Annotated in this window: 23 protein-coding genes; 12 read left to right on the top strand and 11 right to left on the bottom strand. The window is 71.8% G+C overall.

Going from position 1 to position 19115, the window contains the following annotated elements; all coding sequences use genetic code 11:
- The first annotated feature begins 77 nt into the window (after positions 1–77).
- The 3 genes from IE207_RS23480 (at position 78) to IE207_RS23470 (ending at position 2141) form a co-directional block, all read left to right on the top strand.
- The gene (locus tag IE207_RS23480; RefSeq protein ID WP_190186255.1) at positions 78–917 is read left to right on the top strand and encodes an AraC family transcriptional regulator; all 840 of its coding nucleotides are present in this window, start codon (positions 78–80) and stop codon (positions 915–917) included.
- Between the two features lie 220 nt (positions 918–1137).
- Positions 1138–1836: an AzlC family ABC transporter permease gene (locus IE207_RS23475; protein ID WP_190186254.1), complete on the top strand. Its 699-nt coding sequence runs from the start codon at positions 1138–1140 to the stop codon at positions 1834–1836.
- Positions 1833–2141, top strand: coding sequence for an AzlD domain-containing protein (locus tag IE207_RS23470; RefSeq protein WP_190186253.1), 309 nt, complete (start codon positions 1833–1835; stop codon positions 2139–2141). The genes IE207_RS23475 and IE207_RS23470 overlap by 4 nt, the downstream gene beginning before the upstream one ends.
- On the opposite strand, the gene IE207_RS23465 is transcribed toward IE207_RS23470, so the two are convergent.
- On the bottom strand, positions 2110–3057 hold the full coding sequence (locus tag IE207_RS23465; protein WP_190186252.1) for a hypothetical protein: 948 nt from the start codon (positions 3055–3057) through the stop codon (positions 2110–2112). The two genes, IE207_RS23470 and IE207_RS23465, sit on opposite strands and share 32 nt — an antisense overlap.
- 81 nt (positions 3058–3138) lie before the next feature.
- Between IE207_RS23465 and IE207_RS23460 the strand changes: the two genes are divergently transcribed.
- Positions 3139–3333, top strand: coding sequence for a DUF3046 domain-containing protein (locus IE207_RS23460; RefSeq protein ID WP_190186251.1), 195 nt, complete (start codon positions 3139–3141; stop codon positions 3331–3333).
- 189 nt (positions 3334–3522) lie between these two features.
- Entirely contained in the window at positions 3523–4650 is a 1128-nt protein-coding gene (locus IE207_RS23455) for an AI-2E family transporter (protein WP_190186282.1), read from the top strand.
- On the opposite strand, the gene IE207_RS23450 is transcribed toward IE207_RS23455, so the two are convergent.
- A complete protein-coding gene (locus tag IE207_RS23450) occupies positions 4604–5377 on the bottom strand; it encodes a Clp protease N-terminal domain-containing protein (protein WP_190186250.1) in 774 nt (257 codons plus the stop codon). The two genes, IE207_RS23455 and IE207_RS23450, sit on opposite strands and share 47 nt — an antisense overlap.
- Before the next feature lie 109 nt (positions 5378–5486).
- Positions 5487–5912, bottom strand: a complete 426-nt coding sequence (locus tag IE207_RS23445; protein ID WP_190186249.1) for a hypothetical protein — start codon at positions 5910–5912, stop codon at positions 5487–5489.
- Positions 5913–6249: 337 nt separating this feature from the next.
- Between IE207_RS23445 and IE207_RS23440 the strand changes: the two genes are divergently transcribed.
- The 5 genes from IE207_RS23440 (at position 6250) to recX (ending at position 10312) form a co-directional block, all read left to right on the top strand.
- On the top strand, positions 6250–7119 hold the full coding sequence (locus tag IE207_RS23440; RefSeq protein ID WP_190186248.1) for a S1 family peptidase: 870 nt from the start codon (positions 6250–6252) through the stop codon (positions 7117–7119).
- A gap of 151 nt (positions 7120–7270) precedes the next feature.
- Positions 7271–7807, top strand: coding sequence for a hypothetical protein (locus IE207_RS23435; RefSeq protein WP_190186247.1), 537 nt, complete (start codon positions 7271–7273; stop codon positions 7805–7807).
- A gap of 216 nt (positions 7808–8023) precedes the next feature.
- Positions 8024–8461, top strand: coding sequence for a hypothetical protein (locus IE207_RS23430; RefSeq protein ID WP_190186246.1), 438 nt, complete (start codon positions 8024–8026; stop codon positions 8459–8461).
- A gap of 159 nt (positions 8462–8620) precedes the next feature.
- The gene (recA, locus tag IE207_RS23425) at positions 8621–9727 is read left to right on the top strand and encodes a recombinase RecA (RefSeq protein ID WP_190186245.1); all 1107 of its coding nucleotides are present in this window, start codon (positions 8621–8623) and stop codon (positions 9725–9727) included.
- 3 nt (positions 9728–9730) lie between these two features.
- Positions 9731–10312, top strand: a complete 582-nt coding sequence (gene recX / locus IE207_RS23420) for a recombination regulator RecX (protein ID WP_190186244.1) — start codon at positions 9731–9733, stop codon at positions 10310–10312.
- Positions 10313–10350: 38 nt separating this feature from the next.
- On the opposite strand, the gene IE207_RS23415 is transcribed toward recX, so the two are convergent.
- The 8 genes from IE207_RS23415 to IE207_RS23385 all read right to left on the bottom strand — a co-directional run bounded on the left by IE207_RS23415 (position 10351) and on the right by IE207_RS23385 (position 16690).
- Positions 10351–10761: a rhodanese-like domain-containing protein gene (locus IE207_RS23415; RefSeq protein ID WP_190186243.1), complete on the bottom strand. Its 411-nt coding sequence runs from the start codon at positions 10759–10761 to the stop codon at positions 10351–10353.
- A complete protein-coding gene (locus IE207_RS23410) occupies positions 10758–11300 on the bottom strand; it encodes a cupin domain-containing protein (RefSeq protein WP_190186242.1) in 543 nt (180 codons plus the stop codon). The genes IE207_RS23415 and IE207_RS23410 overlap by 4 nt, the downstream gene beginning before the upstream one ends.
- A gap of 97 nt (positions 11301–11397) precedes the next feature.
- Positions 11398–11484 carry a putative leader peptide gene (locus IE207_RS34180; RefSeq protein WP_324610027.1) on the bottom strand — a complete coding sequence of 29 codons (87 nt, stop codon included), beginning with the start codon at positions 11482–11484 and terminating at the stop codon, positions 11398–11400.
- 32 nt (positions 11485–11516) lie between these two features.
- Positions 11517–13127: an FAD-dependent oxidoreductase gene (locus IE207_RS23405; RefSeq protein ID WP_190186241.1), complete on the bottom strand. Its 1611-nt coding sequence runs from the start codon at positions 13125–13127 to the stop codon at positions 11517–11519.
- A gap of 199 nt (positions 13128–13326) precedes the next feature.
- The gene (locus tag IE207_RS23400; protein ID WP_190186240.1) at positions 13327–14211 is read right to left on the bottom strand and encodes an amino acid ABC transporter permease; all 885 of its coding nucleotides are present in this window, start codon (positions 14209–14211) and stop codon (positions 13327–13329) included.
- Positions 14208–14882, bottom strand: a complete 675-nt coding sequence (locus IE207_RS23395) for an amino acid ABC transporter permease (protein WP_190186239.1) — start codon at positions 14880–14882, stop codon at positions 14208–14210. The genes IE207_RS23400 and IE207_RS23395 overlap by 4 nt, the downstream gene beginning before the upstream one ends.
- A gap of 83 nt (positions 14883–14965) precedes the next feature.
- Positions 14966–15817 carry a glutamate ABC transporter substrate-binding protein gene (locus IE207_RS23390; RefSeq protein WP_190186238.1) on the bottom strand — a complete coding sequence of 284 codons (852 nt, stop codon included), beginning with the start codon at positions 15815–15817 and terminating at the stop codon, positions 14966–14968.
- 87 nt (positions 15818–15904) lie between these two features.
- Positions 15905–16690, bottom strand: a complete 786-nt coding sequence (locus IE207_RS23385) for an amino acid ABC transporter ATP-binding protein (protein WP_190186237.1) — start codon at positions 16688–16690, stop codon at positions 15905–15907.
- 279 nt (positions 16691–16969) lie between these two features.
- Between IE207_RS23385 and IE207_RS23380 the strand changes: the two genes are divergently transcribed.
- Together IE207_RS23380 and IE207_RS23375 are read left to right on the top strand one after the other, a co-directional pair.
- Positions 16970–17686 (top strand): response regulator transcription factor, encoded by a 717-nt coding sequence (locus IE207_RS23380; RefSeq protein WP_190186236.1) that lies wholly within the window; start codon positions 16970–16972, stop codon positions 17684–17686.
- A 13-nt stretch (positions 17687–17699) separates the two neighbouring features.
- Positions 17700–19112: a sensor histidine kinase gene (locus tag IE207_RS23375; protein ID WP_190186235.1), complete on the top strand. Its 1413-nt coding sequence runs from the start codon at positions 17700–17702 to the stop codon at positions 19110–19112.
- Positions 19113–19115 lie beyond the last annotated feature (3 nt).

Below are 19115 nucleotides of genomic sequence, written 5' to 3'. Positions count from 1 at the left end.
CCCATCGTGCACCCGGCCACTGACAACCGGCCGGACCTGCGTAAACGCGCCGACGGGCCGGGGCGCAGAATGGGGGGATGGGGACGGACGACGGGCGCCGGGAGTGGGCGCGGCACTGGCAGTACCCGGAACTGCCCGGCCTCGATCTGCTGCGCGCCCACTACGTACGGCACACCTTCCCGCGCCACGCCCACGACGGTTACGTCATCGCGGCCGTCACCGGCGGCGTCGAGGAGATCGGCCTGCCCGCCGGAACCCTGCGGGCCGGGCCGGGCAGCGTGGTCCTGATCAACCCGGAGGTGGCGCACACCGCGCGCGCCGGGGTTCCCGAGGGCTGGGCGTACGCCACGCTCTACCCGTCCCGCGCGCTGATCACCGAGGTCGCCGCCGAGATCGGCACGCTGCGCGGGACCCCCGGCTTCACCGTCGACATGGTCCCCGACCCGCAGGCCTCGCGGGTGATCTCCGAGGTGCACCGCGCCGCCGAGGCCGGGAACGCGCTGGCCGCCGACACGCTGCTGCGCGGGGTGGTGGCGCGGATGCTGATCCGGCACGCCGGACCTCTGCCGGCCCGTACGGTGGGGCGCGCGGGCGGTGCGGACGCGGAGCGGGCCAGGGCCGTACTGGAGGAACGGATCGCGCGACCGCCGTCGCTGGAGCAGCTCGCGGTGGAGCTCGGGACGAGCCCGTTCGCCCTGCTGCGGGCCTTCCGGGAGCGGTACGGGATGCCGCCGCACACCTGGCTGACCGACGCCCGGGTGCGGCGCGCCCGCCGGCTGCTGGACGCGGGCACCGCACCGGCGGAGGCCGCCGTCGCCGTCGGCTTCACCGACCAGCCACACCTGAACCGTCACTTCACCCGCATCGTCGGGGTCCCCCCGGGCGCATACCGGCGGGAACGCAGACCCCGCTCCTGACCCGGCCCGGCCGACCCCGCCCGGGCCCGGGGCCCGGGCGTCCCAATCCAGCCCGGCCCGGCCGACCCCGGCTGCCCCCCCCGGGCCCGGCCCCACCTGGCCGGCCGGCTCCGCGGCGTCCCGGGCCGCCGGCCCCTGAGGCGCCGCGGACCGCCGTGCAAGAACGTACAAGACCGCTCCCCGGCCCCCCGCATAGCGTCGGGGCGTGGGAGAACATCAGATGGTGATACGAGAGACCCCCCAGGGGGTCATCGAGCGGCCGCGCAGTGCCGTCATACGGGACGGGCTCGGCGTCGGGGTGGCCGTCGGCCTGTCCGGATTCGCGTTCGGGGTGACCGCCGCCGGTTCCGGCATCAGCGTGCTCCAGGCCTGCGCGCTGAGCCTGCTCGTCTTCACCGGCGCCTCGCAGTTCGCGCTGGTCGGCGCCCTCGCCGCAGGCGGCAACCCGTTCACCGCCGCCGCCGGGGCCTTCTTCCTGGGCACCCGCAACGCCTTCTACGGGCTGCGACTGTCCCAGCTGCTCGCCCTCCCCAAGGCCGTCCGGCCGCTCGCCGCGCACTGGGTCATCGACGAGACGACCGCCGTCGCCCTCGCCCAGCCCGGCCGCAAGTCGGCGCGGCTCGGGTTCACCGTGACCGGGCTGACCCTGTACGTGCTGTGGAACCTCACCACCCTGCTCGGTGCGCTCGGCGCCGAGGCGATCGGCGACACCACCGTGTGGGGACTGGACGCCGCCGGTCCGGCCGTCTTCCTCGCCCTGCTCGCGCCGATGGTGAAGGGCCCCACCGAGCGGGCCGTCGCCGCCCTCGCGCTCGTCCTCGGGCTCGGCCTGCTGCCCGTACTGCCCTCCGGGGTGCCCGTGCTGATCGCCGCGCTGGCCGCTCCCGCGGTGCTGTGGATGAAGGGACGCCGCTCGTGAACGTCTGGATCGCCATCGGACTGACCGTCGTCGGCTGCTACGCCGTCAAGCTCGCCGGACTGCTCGTGCCCGTCGGCGCCCTGGAGCGGCCTGCCGTGCGCAAGCTGTCCGCGCTGCTGCCCGTGGCCCTGCTCGCCGCCCTCACCGCCCAGCAGACGTTCAGCACCGGGCACGAACTCGTCCTCGACGCCCGCGCCGCCGGACTGGCCGCGGCCGCCCTCGCGCTGCTGCTGCGGGCCCCGTTCCTCGTGGTGGTCGGCGTCGCGGTCCTCGTCACGGCGGGCCTGCGCGCCGTGACGGGCTGACGGGCCGGGTGAGCGCGCGACCGTAGGCGCGGAGCGTCAGGAGCGCCTCCAAGGTGGCGATCGGGCGCCGCTCCAGGCAGCTGCCCGGCGCCCGGGCCGGGCGCAGCGCGGGCCAGCCCCCGTCCGGTCGCTGCCGGGCGGCGAGGAAGTCCAGGGACCGGCTCATCTCGGCGTCCGTGAACCAGCCGCGCGCGCACGACTCCGGGCGGCGGGCGAAGTCGTGGGGGAACAGCTCCCCGCCCGGCCCGTCGCCGGTCCGGCGCGCCGGATCCAGCACCACCAGGCGCCGCTCGCGCACCAGCCGCCCCAGCCGGTCCGCGGCCGCCGCCGCCCTGCCGCGGTCGGGGACGCCGTCGAGGAACGCCACCGCGCTGCGGACCTCGTACGGGTGCCAGTGGCGCGGTGTCTCGACGCGCTCCCAGCAGAAGTCGGTGGCCCGGAACAGCCACGCGTGCCAGACCCGGTTGCGGTGCAGCGCGCCGACGACGGGGCCGGTGGTCAGCAGCGCCCCCGGCGGATCCGCGGGCACCGAGCGGTACGGGGCCGCCGGATGGCCGCCCGGGCCGGGCAGCACCGCCGGAAGGGCGCCGTCCGGGGTGGAGACCGAGGCCAGGTGCCCGCAGAGCTGCTCCACCCGCCGGCCCGCGCACCGGCCGAGGGCGTCCAGCACCCGCAGGGCGTACGCGGCATGCAGCGGCTGGCTCAGCGGTCCGCGCAGATCCGGATCGAGCGCGTGCCCGTAGCCGCCGTCGGCCCCCAGGTACGCCCCGAGGGCGGCGTCCACCCCGTCGGCGTCGCCGCCGAGGAAGTGGAACGCGAACCGGCGCTGCTCCAGCACCCGCGCCGTGAGCCAGATGAACCGCTCGGCGCGGGCCAGCGGGGTGGTCGCGGCCGGCGCGGCTTCGTCTCCAGGCATGCGGGAAACCGTAGGGCGCCGGATGCGGGCCGGGGGGTGCGAACGCGGCCGGTGCACTCTCCGGGGCGGGATACTGGTGGCATGCGGTTGACGATTTTCTGGGAGCGGATGGCCGAGTACTTCGGGGCGGCCTACGCGGACTCCTTCGCGCGGGACCACGTCATGACGGAGCTCGGCGGACGCACCGTCCACCAGGCGCTGGAGGCGGGCTGGGAAGCCAAGGACGTGTGGCGCGCGGTGTGTTCGGCGATGGACGTGCCCGCCTCACTGCGCTGACCAGGAGCCCGGCCGGGCCGTCCGGGTGCGGGGTGGGTCAGACTGGGGTGCGTGGCAGCGACTGAAGAGACGACGACCCCCGGACGGCCCGAAGCGGGCGAACACCCTGATCACCCCGAGCACGCGGACCGGGCCGACCGGCCGGCGGCGGACGAGGGAGCGGCGACCACGGCGACGGCCGGGGCCCGGATGCCCCGCTGGCTGCCGCGCGCGGTGATCCTCGTACTGGCCCTCGTCGCCTGTTTCCAGCTCGGCAGCTGGGCCTTCCACCAGCTGATCGGGCTGCTCGTCAACATCCTGATCGCCTTCTTCCTCGCGCTCGCGGTCGAGCCCGCCGTGTCCCGGATGGCGGCCCGCGGCATGCGCCGCGGACTCGCCACCTTCCTGGTCTTCCTCGGGGTGTTCGTCGCGGCCGCCGGATTCGTGGCGCTGCTCGGCTCGATGCTCGCCGGTCAGATCGTCGACATGGTGGAGGGCTTCCCCCGCACCCTCGACTCCGTGATCAGATCGGTCAACACGACGTTCCACACCGATCTGTCCCGGCTGGAGATCCAGGACAGCCTGCTGCACTCGGACTGGCTGCAGAAGTACGTGCGCAACAGCGCGAGCGGAGTGCTCGACGTGTCCGCCACCGTGCTCGGCGGCCTGTTCAAGCTGCTGACCGTCGGGCTGTTCTCCTTCTACTTCGCCGCCGACGGGCCGCGGCTGCGGCGCGCGCTGTGCTCCGTACTGCCGCCCGCCAAGCAGTCCGAGGTGCTGCGCGCGTGGGAGATCGCCGTCGCGAAGACGGGCGGGTACCTCTACTCGCGCGGGCTGATGGCACTGATCTCCGGCATCGCCCACTACGTGGTGTTCGCCGTCCTCCAGGTGCCGTACGCGCCGGCGCTCGCGGTGTGGGTCGGCCTGGTGTCGCAGTTCGTCCCCACCATCGGCACCTACCTGGCGGGCGCGCTGCCCATGCTGATCGCCTTCACGGTCGAGCCCTGGTACGCGCTGTACGTGCTGGGATTCGTGGTGGTCTACCAGCAGTTCGAGAACTACGTGCTCCAGCCCAAGCTCACCGCGAAGACGGTGGACATCCATCCGGCGGTCGCCTTCGGCTCGGTCATAGCGGGCACCGCACTGCTGGGAGCGGTCGGGGCGCTCATCGCGATCCCGGCCGTCGCCACGCTCCAGGCCTTCCTCGGCGCGTACGTGAAGCGCTACGAGGTGACGGAGGGCGCCGACACCCCCGACGGCGGGCGACGGGGAGCCGGCGCCGACTCCGCCGCTACTCCTCCTGCGTCCCTCCGACGACGGCTTCCAGGGCGTCGGTGACGGCCGCCTCGACGGCGCTCTTCTCCAGGCCGAGGCCGCTGAGCACGCCCTGCCCGTTCTCCAGTTCGAGGAGCGCGAGCAGGATGTGCTCGGTGCCGACGTAGGGGTGGCCGAGGCGCAGGGCCTCGCGGAAGGTCAGCTCCAGGGCTTTCTTCGCGCCGGCGTCGAAGGGGGTCAGGGCCGGCAGTTCGGCCGGGTCGACGGGTTCGGGCAGGAGCGGGGTGACGGCGGCGCGTACGGCGTCCTCGGTCACGTGCTGCCCGCTCAGGACGAGCGCGGCGATCCCCTCGGGCTCGGCGAGCAGGCCGAGCACCAGGTGTTCGGTGCGGATCTCGGTGCTGCCGGTGGCGCGGGCCTCGTTCTGCGAGGCCACGACGACCCCGCGGGCGCGCGGGGTGAAGCGGGCGAAACCCTGGCCGGCGTCGGCCTCGGTTCCCTCGCCCCCGTCCCCCGCCTTGTCGGCCTTGGGGACGAAGCGTTTCTGTGCGGCCTGGCGGGTGACGCCCATGCTGCGGCCGATGTCGGTCCAGGAGGCGCCGGAGCGGCGGGCCTGGTCCACGAAGTGGCCGATGAGGTGGTCCGCGACGTCACCGAGGTGCTCGGCGGCGACGACGGCTCCGCTGAGTTGCTCCAGGGTGTCGGGGTGGACCTTCTTGATGGCCTCGATCAGGTCGTCGAGGCGTACCGGGCTGGTCATGCGAACTGGTTCCACGGGAGGGTTCGTCATGATGCAACCGTAGGTTGACAGTCGAAGGACTGTCAACCTTGGGTTGTCACTCGGTGAGTGCGTTTTTCGGTGGCCGGATCCGGCGGGATCCGGCCACCGCCACGGCCGGTCAGGCGACCGGCTGGCTCTGCCCCGTCAGCAGCCCGATCAGCTGGTCCATCTCGTTGCGCCAGAGCCGGTGCACGTTCATCCGGGTCGGCCGCTCCTGACCGGGGAGCTGGAAGCGGAACGAGCTCCAGACGGCGTTGCGCTTGACTTCGGTGACCGCGCCGACGGCCTGGGCCGGCGGTATGGCGAAGACGATCTCCTGCGGCCGGTTGCTCATCCGGCTCGCCTTGTGGAGGACCACGGCCTGCTCGGTCACCGTGACGAAGTAGTAGGTGAGGAACATCTGGCCGATCAGGCCCAGCATGCTCATCAGCCAGACGCTGGGGCCGGCGATGGCCTGGATCGTGACGATGGGCCGGTCGGCCGGGTTGATCTGGGCGATGGCCTCGGCCACCTGCTGCTGGATCGTGGCCTTCTTGATGGCCATGGTTCCTCCAAAGCGGAATGAGCGCCCTCGGTCATCGGGGGCACCGCAGAGTACCGATGGGTGTGGGGGAGTCCGGGACCGGGTCCGGCCGCGGCCCCATGGGGGCGGGTATGCCGCACCCACCCGTGTTCGTCACCGGATGGGCCCCTTGGGGCAGTTGGGGGTGGTGTGGGGGACGGTCGGGGTGTGGTTTCGGCCAGCGGGTGGCCAACTGCCCCGGTGATAGCGGGTTTCCCCAACGGGCCATGCCCTCTTGTGGGTTGGGCGCGAGGTCCCAACAATGCGCATGACAACCGAAGGATCTTCGGTTGCATCGTCACCAGAGGGGAACCCCCACATGAACAAGCCTCTCGCCGGCGCCGTGCTCTCCCTGCTGCTGATCGGAGCGGGAGCGGCACCGGCCGTGGCCTCCGTACCCCGGGACGCGGCCCCGCAGGCACCGGCCTTCTCGCAGGACCGGGCGGCGCAGGCCGTCACGGTCAACTACGCGGGAACGGTCGCGCTCAGCAACTGCTCCGGCTCCGTCGTGCGCGCCCCCGGCTCGCAGCCGAACGACCCCGCGCTCGTCCTGTCCAACGGGCACTGCCTGGAAACGGGCTTCCCCCAGCCGGGCCAGGTCATCAAGGACCAGTCGTCCACCCGCTCGTTCTCGCTGCTGGGCGCGAGCGGCGGCAGGGTGGCGACGCTGCGGGCGAACAAGGTCGCGTACGCGACGATGACCGACACCGACATCTCGATCTACCAGCTGACCTCGACGTACGCGCAGATCCAGAGCCAGTACGGCATCAGCGCGCTGACCCTCAACGACGCCCACCCGGTACAGGGGACGCCGATCAAGGTCGTCTCGGGCTACTGGAAGCGGACCTACAGCTGCAACGTCGACGGGTTCGCCTACCGCCTCAAGGAAGGTTCCTGGACCTGGAAGGACTCGGTCCGCTACACCCCGTCGTGCAACACCATCGGCGGCACCTCCGGTTCGCCGGTGATCGACACCACGACCGGCAAGGTCGTCGCCGTGAACAACACCGGCAACGAGGACGGCGAGCGCTGCACGGACAACAACCCGTGCGAGGTGGACCAGAACGGCGTGGTCACGGTCCGCCAGGGCATCAACTACGCCCAGGAGACGTACATCATCGTCCCCTGCATAGGCGCCGGCAACAAGATCGACCTCACCCGCCCCGGCTGCACCCTCCCCAAGCCGTAACCGCTGCCCGCCGCCCCCGCCGCCCTCCCGCGGCGGGGGCGGCGCCGCGCCGTGCCGGGGGCCGGCGTCGGCATTCGGCAGCCCGCCTCCTCCTCGGCGGGCTACTGTACGGACACGCCGCGTTGCCCACGGTCACCCGAGGAGGAATCCTGTGCCATCGCCCTGCGACGCCCAGTACGCTCCCGCCGGCGATGTGGGCACGGCGCTGATGGTGATCGACTCGCGGCTCAGAACCGTCTACGGGGGCAAGGACGGTGCCGACCCCGAACAGCGGCGGCTGATCGACCAGTTCACCGCGTCGTTGGGCCGCAAGGAAGCCGATGACCTGGTGGACGGCACTTGCACGTTGATCTACATGTTCACGCAGTGGCTGCGGATGGCTTACGAGAAGCACGACAGGGACGTCATCGAGTACGTGGTTCCCGGCTTCGTCGCCTCGATGCGGATGATGCCCAAGAGCGTCCGCCCGGAGGTCGTGCCCACCATGACCGGCCTGGTCGTCGCGGCCGCCACCGGCCTGAGCCCCAACCTGTGGCGCAAGCAGTACGGAGACTGGACCGGGGACGAGATGAACGCCCTGGAGGCCACGGCCCTGCTGCTCGCGGAGCACATCAACCGGCTCACCGACGACCGCGACTTCGCCACGCGTGTGATCACGCAGGCCCTGGCCGGCGCGGACCAGGACTGACGTCGACGGCGGGCGGCCGGCACGACGCTCCGGCGGGCGGGCAACGTCCTCACCGCCGGCCCGGCCGGACAGCCCGGCCGATCGCCGGCTCCCTGACGGAGTCACCCGATCAGGCTGTTCGGGGGTGTTGTCCACGGTTCTTCCCCTGTCCGCGGGTGAGCATGGCTCTCGCGGGCGGAGACCGCTCCGCCCGGTCCGACTGCCCTCGGGGAGATCATGAAGACGTCGAAGTGCGCCGTTGTCCCGCTGGGCCTGGGCGTGCTCCTGGCCGCGGTCACGGCTTCCGTGCCGGCCGCCGCCCAGTCCCGTCCGTCCTCGGCGGGTCCGGCCGCGATGGCCACGCGGGTGACGCTGACGAACGTGGACGACGGCCGGAACGTGGTCCTGAATCCCGGTGACGACGTGGAGGTCAGGCTCACCGGCTACCGCAGCGGCGGGCTCAACTACTCCTGGGACGTTCCGGTGGCCGCCGTCCCCCTGGTGCTGCGGCGGACCGCTGGCGGCACGACGCCGAGCGGCGGTGCGAGCGCCGTCTTCCACGCCGCGGGCCCCGGCATCAGCACGATCACCGCGGTGCGCCACTGCCGCCCCGACCCCGGTCGCGCCTGCCCCCTCGTCATCGTGCCGTGGAAGGTCGCGGCAGAAGTGAAGTGACCCGGGCCGGGTCGGCGGCCCGGTCGGCTTGACAGGAAAATCGAACACGCATTCTCATGGGTTATCCACAGCCGAACCGGGCGTGGGAGCGCATTGTCAGTGGCAGGCGTTAGCGTCAATGGCGTGAAGCGATCGACTCAAGCAAACCGGGTGGAACCCATGGCAGGCACCGACCGCGAGAAGGCTCTCGACGCCGCGCTCGCACAGATTGAACGGCAATTCGGCAAGGGTGCGGTCATGCGCCTCGGCGACAAGCCGAACGACCCCATCGAGGTCATCCCCACCGGGTCGACCGCGCTGGACATCGCGCTCGGCGTCGGCGGGCTGCCCCGCGGCCGTGTGATCGAGGTGTACGGACCGGAGTCCTCCGGTAAGACCACCCTGACTCTCCACGCCGTCGCCAACGCGCAGAAGGCCGGCGGCACCGTCGCCTTCGTCGACGCCGAGCACGCGCTCGACCCCGAGTACGCGAAGGCGCTCGGCGTCGACACCGACAACCTCATCCTGTCGCAGCCGGACACCGGCGAGCAGGCGCTGGAGATCGTGGACATGCTGGTCCGCTCCGGCGCGCTCGACCTGATCGTCATCGACTCCGTCGCGGCGCTCGTGCCCCGTGCGGAGATCGAGGGTGAGATGGGTGACTCGCACGTGGGTCTCCAGGCCCGTCTGATGAGCCAGGCGCTGCGCAAGATCACCGGTGCTCTCAACCAGTCGAAGACCACCGCGATCTTCATCAACCAGCTCCGCGAGAAGATCGGTGTGATGTTCGGCTCGCCCGAGACCACCACCGGTGGCCGCGCGCTCAAGTTCTACGCCTCCGTGCGCCTCGACATCCGCCGCATCGAGACCCTCAAGGACGGCACCGACGCGGTCGGCAACCGTACCCGCGTCAAGGTCGTCAAGAACAAGGTCGCGCCGCCCTTCAAGCAGGCCGAGTTCGACATCCTCTACGGCCAGGGCATCAGCCGCGAGGGCGGTCTGATCGACATGGGCGTGGAGCACGGCTTCGTGCGCAAGGCCGGTGCCTGGTACACGTACGAGGGCGACCAGCTGGGCCAGGGCAAGGAGAACGCCCGCAACTTCCTCAAGGACAACCCCGATCTCGCCAACGAGATCGAGCGGAAGATCAAGGAGAAGCTGGGCGTCGGCGTGCGCAAGGACGCCGACGCGGAAGCCGGTGCGCAGGCGCCCGCCGACGCCTCGGCCGTGCCCGCCCCGGCGGCGAAGGCCAAGACGACGGCCAAGGCCGCCGTGGCCAAGAGCTGATCCGTGCGGGAGCAGGAAAGGGGCGGCGGGGAGGGCGGCCGGGAGGGCCGCCAGGAGCTGCCGCCCCAGAGTCCCGAAGAGCAGGCGCGGGCGATCTGCTTGCGCCTGCTCACCGGGATGCCGCGTACCCGGCGGCAGCTCGCGGACGCCCTGGAGAAGCGGGGCATCCCCGAGGAGGTGTCGCAGGAGGTCCTCTCCCGGTACGAGGAGGTGGGCCTGATCGATGACGCCGCCTTCGCCGGAGCGTGGGTCGAGTCCCGCCACCGCGGCCGGGGACTGGCCCGCCGGGCGCTCGCCCAGGAGCTGCGGACCAAGGGGGTGCACGCCACCCTCGTCCAGGAAGCCCTGGAACAGCTGGACTCCGCGCAGGAGGAGCAGACGGCCCGGGAGCTCGTGGAGCGCAAGCTCCGGGCGACCCGGGGCCTTGAGCGGGACAAACGGATCCGGCGCCTCGCCGGGATGCTGGCGCGCAAGGGATACCCGGAAGGCATGGCCCTGCGGGTGGTCCGCCGCGCGCTGGAAACCGAGAACGAGAACGGTGCGGACGGCGAGGGCATGGACGGGGAAGAACGCCCCGGGGGCTGAACCCCCGGGGCAGCCGGTTGCCCGGCCGGGCCCCGAAGTCAGGCCCGCGCGGCGTCCTTCGCCGGGGTGACGGGGAGGCCGGCCGACTTCCAGGCCTGGAAGCCGCCCGTCAGGTCGGTCGCGCGGTGGAGGCCCAGTGCGTGCAGGGAGGCCGCGGCCAGCGTCGAGGCGTAGCCCTCGTTGCAGATCACCACCACCCGCAGGTCGTGTCCGGTGGCCTCGGGAAGGCGGTGGGAGCCCTGGGGGTCGAGCCGCCACTCCAGCTCGTTGCGCTCGACGACCACGGCGCCCGGGATCAGCCCGTCCCGCTCGCGCAGTGCCTGGTAGCGGATGTCGACCAGGAGTGCTTCTCCCCGCGAAGCGGCGTGTGCCTCGTCCGGCGAGAGGCGCGTGTAGGTCGTACGGAGCCGGTCGACGAGGGCGTCGATGCCCTGCGGTGCGGCGCTCACTGCCAATCCGCCGGACGCTCGACGTGCTCCAGCCGGAGCACCGGACCGGTGCGGCTGTAGCGGCGGATCAGCGGGAGCGGCGGGTAGTACGCGTGCACCGAGACGGCGTGCTCGGTCCGCGACTCGTTGAGCACCTCGTGCACGTGGTGCTCACCGAAACCCCGCCCCGCGCCCGCCGGAACGCCGCGGCCCCGGTCCACGTCCGGCGCCAGCTCCAGGCTCCGCCAGCCCTCCGACGGCAGGCGCACGGCCAGCGAGCGTTCGGTGAGCTTCCCGCGGGCGGTGGCGAACGCGCCCCGCGACTCGGCGTGGTCGTGCCAGCCCGTGCCGGTGCCTGGCGGCCAGCCGATCAGCCAGGCCTCGCTGCCGCCGGGACCGTCCAGCCGGATCCACGTGCGTCCTTCCGGGTCCAGGGGGAGCGAGGCGACGAGTTCGGGGTCGGCCGCGGTGCGCAGTACGAAGGCGAGCAGCTCCGCCGTCGTCGGTGAGGCAGCAGCGGGGGCACTGACAGGGGCAGGCGCGTGCGTGGGCGCAGACATGAGGAATGACCGTCCTGGGAGTTCGCGAAGGTGCGCGCCGCCGGTCCCGGAAGGACACGGGACCAGGGTCTGGGGGCGGCGCGGAGGAAGGGGCGAATCAGCAGGAAGGGCGACACACGCAGCCCGCGTAGCGGAGCAGGTCCATGTGGACCCTCCGCCACAGGCGTACGTCGATGCCGGTCATGCCCGCGAGTGAAGCACGAGACGGGCACGGGGTCAATCGATCACGCCCGTGGGGGTGACGGAGGTCTCCTTGAGCGGGGGCGCGGCGTCCTGCGCCGCGGCCGGGGCGCCGCAGCGGACGGCGTCGGCCGCCTCGTACAGTTCCGCCGGACGCACCCCGGCGAAGGTCGCCGCGAGATGGCCGTCGGGACGGACCAGCAGCACGGTGTGTGCCGCAGCGCCCGGGTAGCCGTCGGCCACCAGGAGTTCCGCCCGGACGGGCAGGGCGCTGACGGCCGCCGCGAGCCGGGGCATCAGCCCGGCGCCCAGCCAGTGCCGCCGGTCCCACACCCCGGTGCCGGGTGCGACCAGGAGCACCAGCAGCCGGCCCCGCCCCAGCAGGTCCCGCAGCGGCACCGTCGACCCGTCGGGCGCGGTCACCGGTACGTTCGCCACCGGAGCGCCGGGTTCGGTGGCGGTCGGCACTTCCCGTACGGCCACCGGCGGGGCGTACGCCGGTTCCCCGCCCAGCGCACCCCGGCCGAGGTGGCCGTCGGTGAGCAGGCTCTCGGCGGAACGCGCCGCTCCGGGAAGGTAGGTGCGCAGTCCGCCCCCGCCGCGCAGTCCGCCCCCGCCGCGCAGGGCGGGCAGTGCCTGGTCGGCGACGCGCAGCCGGGCCGCGACCGCCCGGCGCCGCTCGTCCTCGTAGCTGTCCAGCAGTGCCTCGGAGGCCCCCTGGTGCCAGTCCAGCGCCAGCTTCCAGGCCAGGTTCTCGGCGTCCCGCAGCCCCTCCTCGACCCCCTGGGTGCCGAGCGCGCCCAGCAGGTGCGCCGCGTCCCCGGCGAGGAAGGCCCGGCCGTCGCGCCAGCGCCGGGCGAGCCGGTGGTGCAGGGTGTGCACACCGGTGTCGATCAGGTCGTACGGGGGAGTCGTGCCCCCGCACCACGCCGCCAGGGTGTCCCGGATCAGGGTCACGAGCGCGTCGGGGGTGACGAGCCCTCCGCGCGGCGGGAGCAGCCAGTCCAGCCGCCACACCCCGTCGGGCAGCGGCCGGGCGGTGACCTCGCCCGTCGCGCCGCGCTGCAGCAAGGCCTCGCCGGGCCAGGGGAGTTCGGTGCGCAGCGCGGCCACGGCGTGCCGCTCGACGGCGGTCCGGCCGGGGAAGCGGATGCCGAGCAGCTTGCGTACGGTCGAGCGGGCCCCGTCGCAGCCCACGAGGTGGCTTCCGCGCCACCAGGTGGTCTCGGCGCCCTGGGTGTGGGCGGTCACCCCGCGGCCGTCCTGCTCCAGGGCGTCCAGCCGGGTGTCGGTGATCAGCCGGACCAGCGGGTGGATGGCGGCGGCGTCCCGCAGTCCGCGCGTCAGGGCGTGCTGCGGCAGGTGCAGCGGCGCCGGGTGGTCCTCGAAGGTGATCCGCCGGGCGTCGCGGCCCCGCCGCATCGTGCGCCAGGCCGCGTAGTACGCCCCTTCGTCGCGCAGCGTCGTACAGCCGAGCCGGTGGGCCATGGAGGCGGTGTCGGCGTGCAGGACGACGGAACGGGCCGGCCGGGGCTCGTCCTTGCCGGGCCCTTCGTCCAGTACGACGGAGGGCACGCCCTGGCCGGCCAGGGCGAGGGACAGGGACAGCCCGACGGGCCCCGCGCCGACGACGATCACCGGGTCCATGATGCGGCTCCCGATGTCCGGTATGTGATCACACAACGTATGCAACCGACTGGAAGTGCCTGCGTCAAGTGACACCGGTCCGGACAGCACTGTGTGGTGCGGCGGAGGATTCCGCCGCACCACACAGGCTACGCACTATGACTGACTTCGCATCAGCGGACTTACCGTCAGCGGGCACTCGGTCCGCGTCGGCCGGGAGTCACCCCACGCTGTTGTTGCCGGTTGCCAGGTCGCTGGCCTCCGCCACACCGACGACCGCGCCGGTGCTCTTCTTCGACTGCCGCAGCCGGCCCTCCAGCCAGGAGGCGGACGAGGCGAGGCCGTAGTTCACCGCGACGAACAGCGCCGCGATCACGATCAGGCTCGGGATGGTGTTGCTGTAGTTCGCCGAGATCTGCCGGCTCATCGACAGCAGCTCCCCGTAACCCAGGACCGCGCCACCGAGCGCGGTGTCCTTGAGGATCACCACGAGCTGGCTCACCAGCGCCGGCAGCATGGCCGTCACGGCCTGCGGGAGCAGGACGTAGGCCATCGTCTGGCCCTTGCGCATGCCGATCGCCTTGGCCGCGTCCGTCTGTCCGCGCGGCAGCGACTGGATGCCGGCGCGGACGATCTCCGCGATGACCGAGGCGTTGTACAGGACCAGGCCCGTGACCACCGCGTACAGCGGCCGGATCTCGGACTCGACGCTGGAGTACTGCACGTACAGGGCGCTGCCGAACAGCATCAGCATCAGGACCGGGATGGCGCGGAAGAACTCCACGACCGCCCCGACCGGGACGCGCACCCAGGCGTGGTCGGAGAGCCGGCCGATCCCGAACAGCGCGCCGAGCGGAAGCGCGATCACCATGGCGATCACACCGGCCTTCAGCGTCTCCAGCAGGCCGGGGATCAGGAACGTCGTCCAGACCTGCCCGTCGGTGACGAACGGGCTCCACTTGTCGCCGTCGAGCTGGTGCTTGTCCGCCATCAGGCCCAGCGCCCACCACAGGGCGAGGCCCAGCAGCACGATGAACACGGCGGAGTAGATCCAGTTGCGGACCTTGGCCTTCGGGCCGGGGGTGTCGTACAGCACGGTGCTCATCGCTTCACCGCCATTCGCTTGGCCGCCCAGCCGAGCAGCAGGCCGGTGGGGAGGGTGAGTACGACGAAGCCGAAGGCGAACACCGCGAAGACCTCGAAGAGCGCCTGCGCCTCGTTCTCGATCATTTCCTTCATCAGCAGGGCCGCTTCGGCCACGCCGATGGCCGCCGCCACCGTGGTGTTCTTGGTGAGGGCGATCAGCACGTTCGCGAGGGGGGCGATGACCGCCCGGAAGGCCTGGGGGAGCACGATCAGCGTGAGCACCTGGAAGAAGCTCAGACCCAGCGCGCGGGCGGCCTCGGCCTGCCCGACGGGCACGGTGTTGATGCCGGAGCGCAGCGCCTCGCAGACGAAGGTGCCGGTGTAGGCGGTCAGGCCGAGGACGGCCAGCCGGAAGCCGGTCTCCTTGAAGGTGTCACCGCCGAGCGTGATGCCCAGGGTCTGGCTGAGGCCCAGTGAGCAGCCGAGGATCAGCGCGGTCAGCGGCGTGTTGCGCACCACGTTGACGTACACGGCGGCGAAGCCGCGCATCAGCGGGACCGGGCTGACCCGTATCCCGGCCAGGACGGTGCCCCATATGAGGGAGCCCGCCGCCGAGTAGAGGGTGAGCTGAACCGTCACCCAGAAGGCTCCGAGCAGGTCGTACTGCCCGGAATCAAGAAAGTCGAACACGTTGCCCTGCGCTCTCCCCAGGATGGCCGGTGGGGTGCGCCGACGCCCGCGGCAGGCGGGCGGCGACGCTCCCCACCGGGGAATCAGCTGCCTTCGGTGATCTGCGGGGCAGGCTCGTTCTTGTAGTCGGCCGGCCCGAAGTTCTTCTTCACGGCCGCGTCCCAGGCACCGTCGGTGACCATCTTCTTGAGGGCGGCGTTGACCTTGGTCTGCAGGTCCTTGTCGCCCTTCTTGAGGCCGATGCCGTAGTTCTCGTTGCTCAGGCTCAGCCCGGCCAGCTTGAACTTGCCCTTGTTCTTCTCCTGCGCGGCGTAGCCCGCGAGGATCGAGTTGTCCGTGGTCAGGGCGTCCACGGCCTTGTTCTCCAGGCCGGTGAGGCACTCGGAGTAGCCGGGGAACTGCTGGAGGTCCGCCTCGGGAGCGAGCTTGGTCTTGACGTTCTGCGCCGAGGTGGAGCCGGTGACGGAGCAGAGCTTCTTCTTGTTGAGGTCCTCGGCCTTGGTGATCGAGGTCTCGTCGGCGCGGACCAGCAGGTCCTGGTGGGCGAGGAAGTACGGGCCGGCGAAGTCGACCTTCTCCTTGCGCTTGTCGTTGATCGAGTAGCTCGCGACGACCAGCTTGACGTCGCCGTTGGCGATCAGGTTCTCGCGCTCGGAGCTGACGGCCTGCTTGAACTCGATCTGGTTGGCCTCGTAGCCGAGTTCCTTGGCCACGTACGTCGCGACGTCGACGTCGAACCCGGTGAACTTGCCGTCCGGGGTCTTGAGACCCACACCCGGCTGGTCGAACTTGATGCCGATGACGATCTTGCCCTTGCCACCACCGGCCGAGTCGCCGCCGGAGGACTTGTCGCTGCTGCCGCCGCCGCAGGCGGTCGCGGTCAGGGCGAGAGCGACGGCCGCGGCCACGGCCGCACCGGCCTTGTAAAGCTTCATCGTGAACTTCCCTCGGATCAGACGTTGTTGGACGGCGAGCGACACGTGGATCCGGGCCGCCACCGGATCACTACCAGACAAGGACCGTCAGTGGTGCAGGATCTTCGACAGGAAGTCCTTGGCACGGTCGCTGCGCGGGTTGGCGAAGAACTGCTCCGGCGCGGCCTCTTCGACGATCTTCCCGTCCGCCATGAAGACGACCCGGTTGGCCGCGGAGCGGGCGAAGCCCATCTCGTGCGTGACGACCACCATCGTCATGCCCTCCCGGGCGAGCTGCTGCATGACCTCCAGCACCTCGTTGATCATCTCCGGGTCGAGAGCCGAGGTCGGCTCGTCGAACAGCATCACCTTCGGGTCCATCGCCAGCGCCCGGGCGATCGCCACGCGCTGCTGCTGGCCACCGGAGAGCTGCGCCGGGTACTTGTCCGCCTGCGAGCCGACCCCCACCCGGTCCAGCAGCGACTTCGCCTTCTCCAGCGCCGCCGCCTGGTCCGTCTTGCGGACCTTGAGCTGTCCCAGCATCACGTTCTGCAGCACCGTCTTGTGCGCGAACAGGTTGAAGGACTGGAAGACCATGCCGACATCGGCCCGCAGCCGCGCCAACTCCCTGCCCTCGGAAGGCAGTTCCTTGCCGTCGACCGTGATGGTCCCCGAATCGATCGTCTCCAGCCGGTTGATGGTCCGGCACAGCGTGGACTTGCCCGATCCCGAGGGACCGATCACCACGACGACCTCACCGCGGGCAATGCTCAGATCGATGTTCTGAAGCACGTGCAGCGCGCCGAAGTGCTTGTTGACGTTGCTCAGTACGACCAGGTCGTCCGCGGCACCGGCCGCGTCCTGCACGTCCTTGGTCACTGATACTCCGCTCATCGGCTTCTTGCTCCGTCCTCCGTCGGTTGGGAGGACAGTAGTGACGGGGAACTCACACCGTCATCACATCTGAGGGAGAATTGAGCATAACGATCCGGCCTCGCCCGGATACGCTCCGTGGGCGACCGCGATCCGCTCCCTTGCGCGCCTCTTCTTACGCGTACCGGGTGCATAACGGAAGACTCGCAAGACCGGAACCCTCTTGACGTGGGAGTCTGCATCGGCGTGGATGCAGGGTGGCCACGCCGTGCGCCACGGACCAACAGAGGAAGGGGCCCCGTGAGACTGCTGCTCGTCGAGGACGACGACCACGTCGCCGCCGCGCTGTCCGCGATCCTCGCCCGGCACGGCTTCCAGGTCACCCATGCCCGCAGCGGCGAGGAGGCCCTCCACGCCCTGCTGCCGCCCGGTGCCCAGCCCTCCGCCCCGCCCTACGGTGTGATCCTGCTCGACCTCGGCCTGCCCGACCAGGACGGCTACGAGGTGTGCGGCAAGATCCGCAAGCGCACCGCCACGCCCGTGATCATGGTGACCGCGCGCGGCGACGTACGCTCCCGCATCCACGGCCTGAACATGGGCGCCGACGACTACGTGGTCAAGCCCTACGACACCGGCGAGCTCCTCGCCCGCATCCATGCCGTCGCCCGCCGCACCGGCGCCTCCGAAGAGGCAGCCGCCACCGGGACCGGCGCCCCGTCCGTGGTCCGGCTCGGCCCCGTCGCCATCGAGCTGCCCACCCGCCGCGTCACCGTGGACGGCGCCGACGTCCCCCTCACCCGCAAGGAGTTCGACCTGCTCGCGCTGCTCGCCCAGCGCCCCGGGGTCGTCTTCCGGCGCGAGCAGATCATCAGCGAGGTGTGGCGCACCAGTTGGGAGGGCACCGGGCGGACCCTCGAAGTCCACGTCGCCTCGCTGCGCTCCAAGCTGCGCATGCCGGCCCTCATCGAAACCGTCCGCGGGGTGGGCTACCGGCTCGTCGCCCCGGCCGCCCCCTAGCGGAAATCCCGTCGTGCGCGCCCGACTGCTCCCCCTGCTCATCGTCCTCATGGCGGGCGTCCTGCTCGCGCTCGGCTTCCCGCTCGCCGTCAGCCTGGCCGCGGGCCAGCAGCAGAAGGTGGTCGTCGACCGGATCGACGACAGCGCCCGCTTCGCCGCCCTCGCCCAGTTCGTCATCGACTCCGAGGGCTCGGCCGCCCCCGGCGCGGGCCAGCGCCGCGAGACCCTCCAGCTGGAACTGGCCCGCTACCAGGAGCTGTACGGCATCCGCGTCGGCATCTTCTACCGCGACGACAACGCCATGGTCCGCGCCCCCGGCTGGTGGCAGCTCCCGGAGTCCGGCGAGGGCCGCCGGGCCTTCGAGGAAGCCCTGGCCGGACGCCGGAGCCACGACCCGGGCCAGGTGTGGCCCTGGCAGACCCAGGGGAAACTCCTCGTCGCCTCCCCGGTCGTCCTCGACGGGGACGTCGTCGCCGTGGTAGCCACCGAATCGCCCACCGGCCAGCTGCGGGGGCGGATCCTGCAGGGCTGGCTGCTGATCGCGGGCGGTCTCGCCGCCGCCATGCTGCTGGCGTTCGGGGCCGCCCTGCGGCTCACCAGCTGGGTCCTCAAGCCCGTCCGGACCCTGGACGCCGCCGCCCACGGCATCGCCACCGGACGGATGAACTCCCGCGTCGCCGCCGCCGGCGGCCCGCCGGAACTCCAGCGCCTGGCCCACTCGTTCAACGAGATGGCCGACAACGTGGAAGACGTACTGGAGCAGCAGCGGGCGTTCGTCGCCGACGCCTCCCACCAGCTGCGCAACCCGCTCGCCGCGCTGCTCCTGCGGATCGAGCTGCTCGCCCTCGAACTGCCCGAGGGCAACGCGGAGATCGCCTCCGTACGCACCGAGGGCAAACGCCTGACGCAGGTCCTGGACGACCTGCTGGACCTGGCGCTGGCCGAGCACGCCACCGCCGAGATCAGCCTGACCGACATCGGCGCCCTCACCGCCGAACGGGTCGCCGCCTGGCGTCCCTACGCCGAGGAGAAGGGCGTACGGCTGACGGAGACCGGGCCCTCCGCCGTCACCGGGTGGGCCGATCCCATCGCGCTGTCCAGCGCCCTGGACGCCGTCATCGACAACGCCCTCAAGTTCACCCCCGAGGGAGAGGAGGTCGAGGTGTCGGTCACCGCGCAGGACCGCTCGGTCCACGTGGTCGTCGCCGACCGCGGCCCCGGCCTCACCGAGGAGGAACTCCAGCGGATCGGCGACCGCTTCTGGCGCAGCGGACGCCACCAGAACGTCAAGGGCTCCGGCCTCGGACTGTCCATCTCCCGGGCGCTGCTCGCCTCGGGCGGCGGGTCCCTCTCGTATGCGACGAACCCGCCCCACGGGCTGCGCGTGACGGTCACGGTCCCGCGCACCGCCCCCCACGCCTCCTGACGC

This window comes from Streptomyces cirratus, from assembly GCF_014650775.1.
GTDB lineage: Bacteria > Actinomycetota > Actinomycetes > Streptomycetales > Streptomycetaceae > Streptomyces > Streptomyces cirratus.
This window is presented reverse-complemented; position numbering and strand designations above follow the sequence as displayed.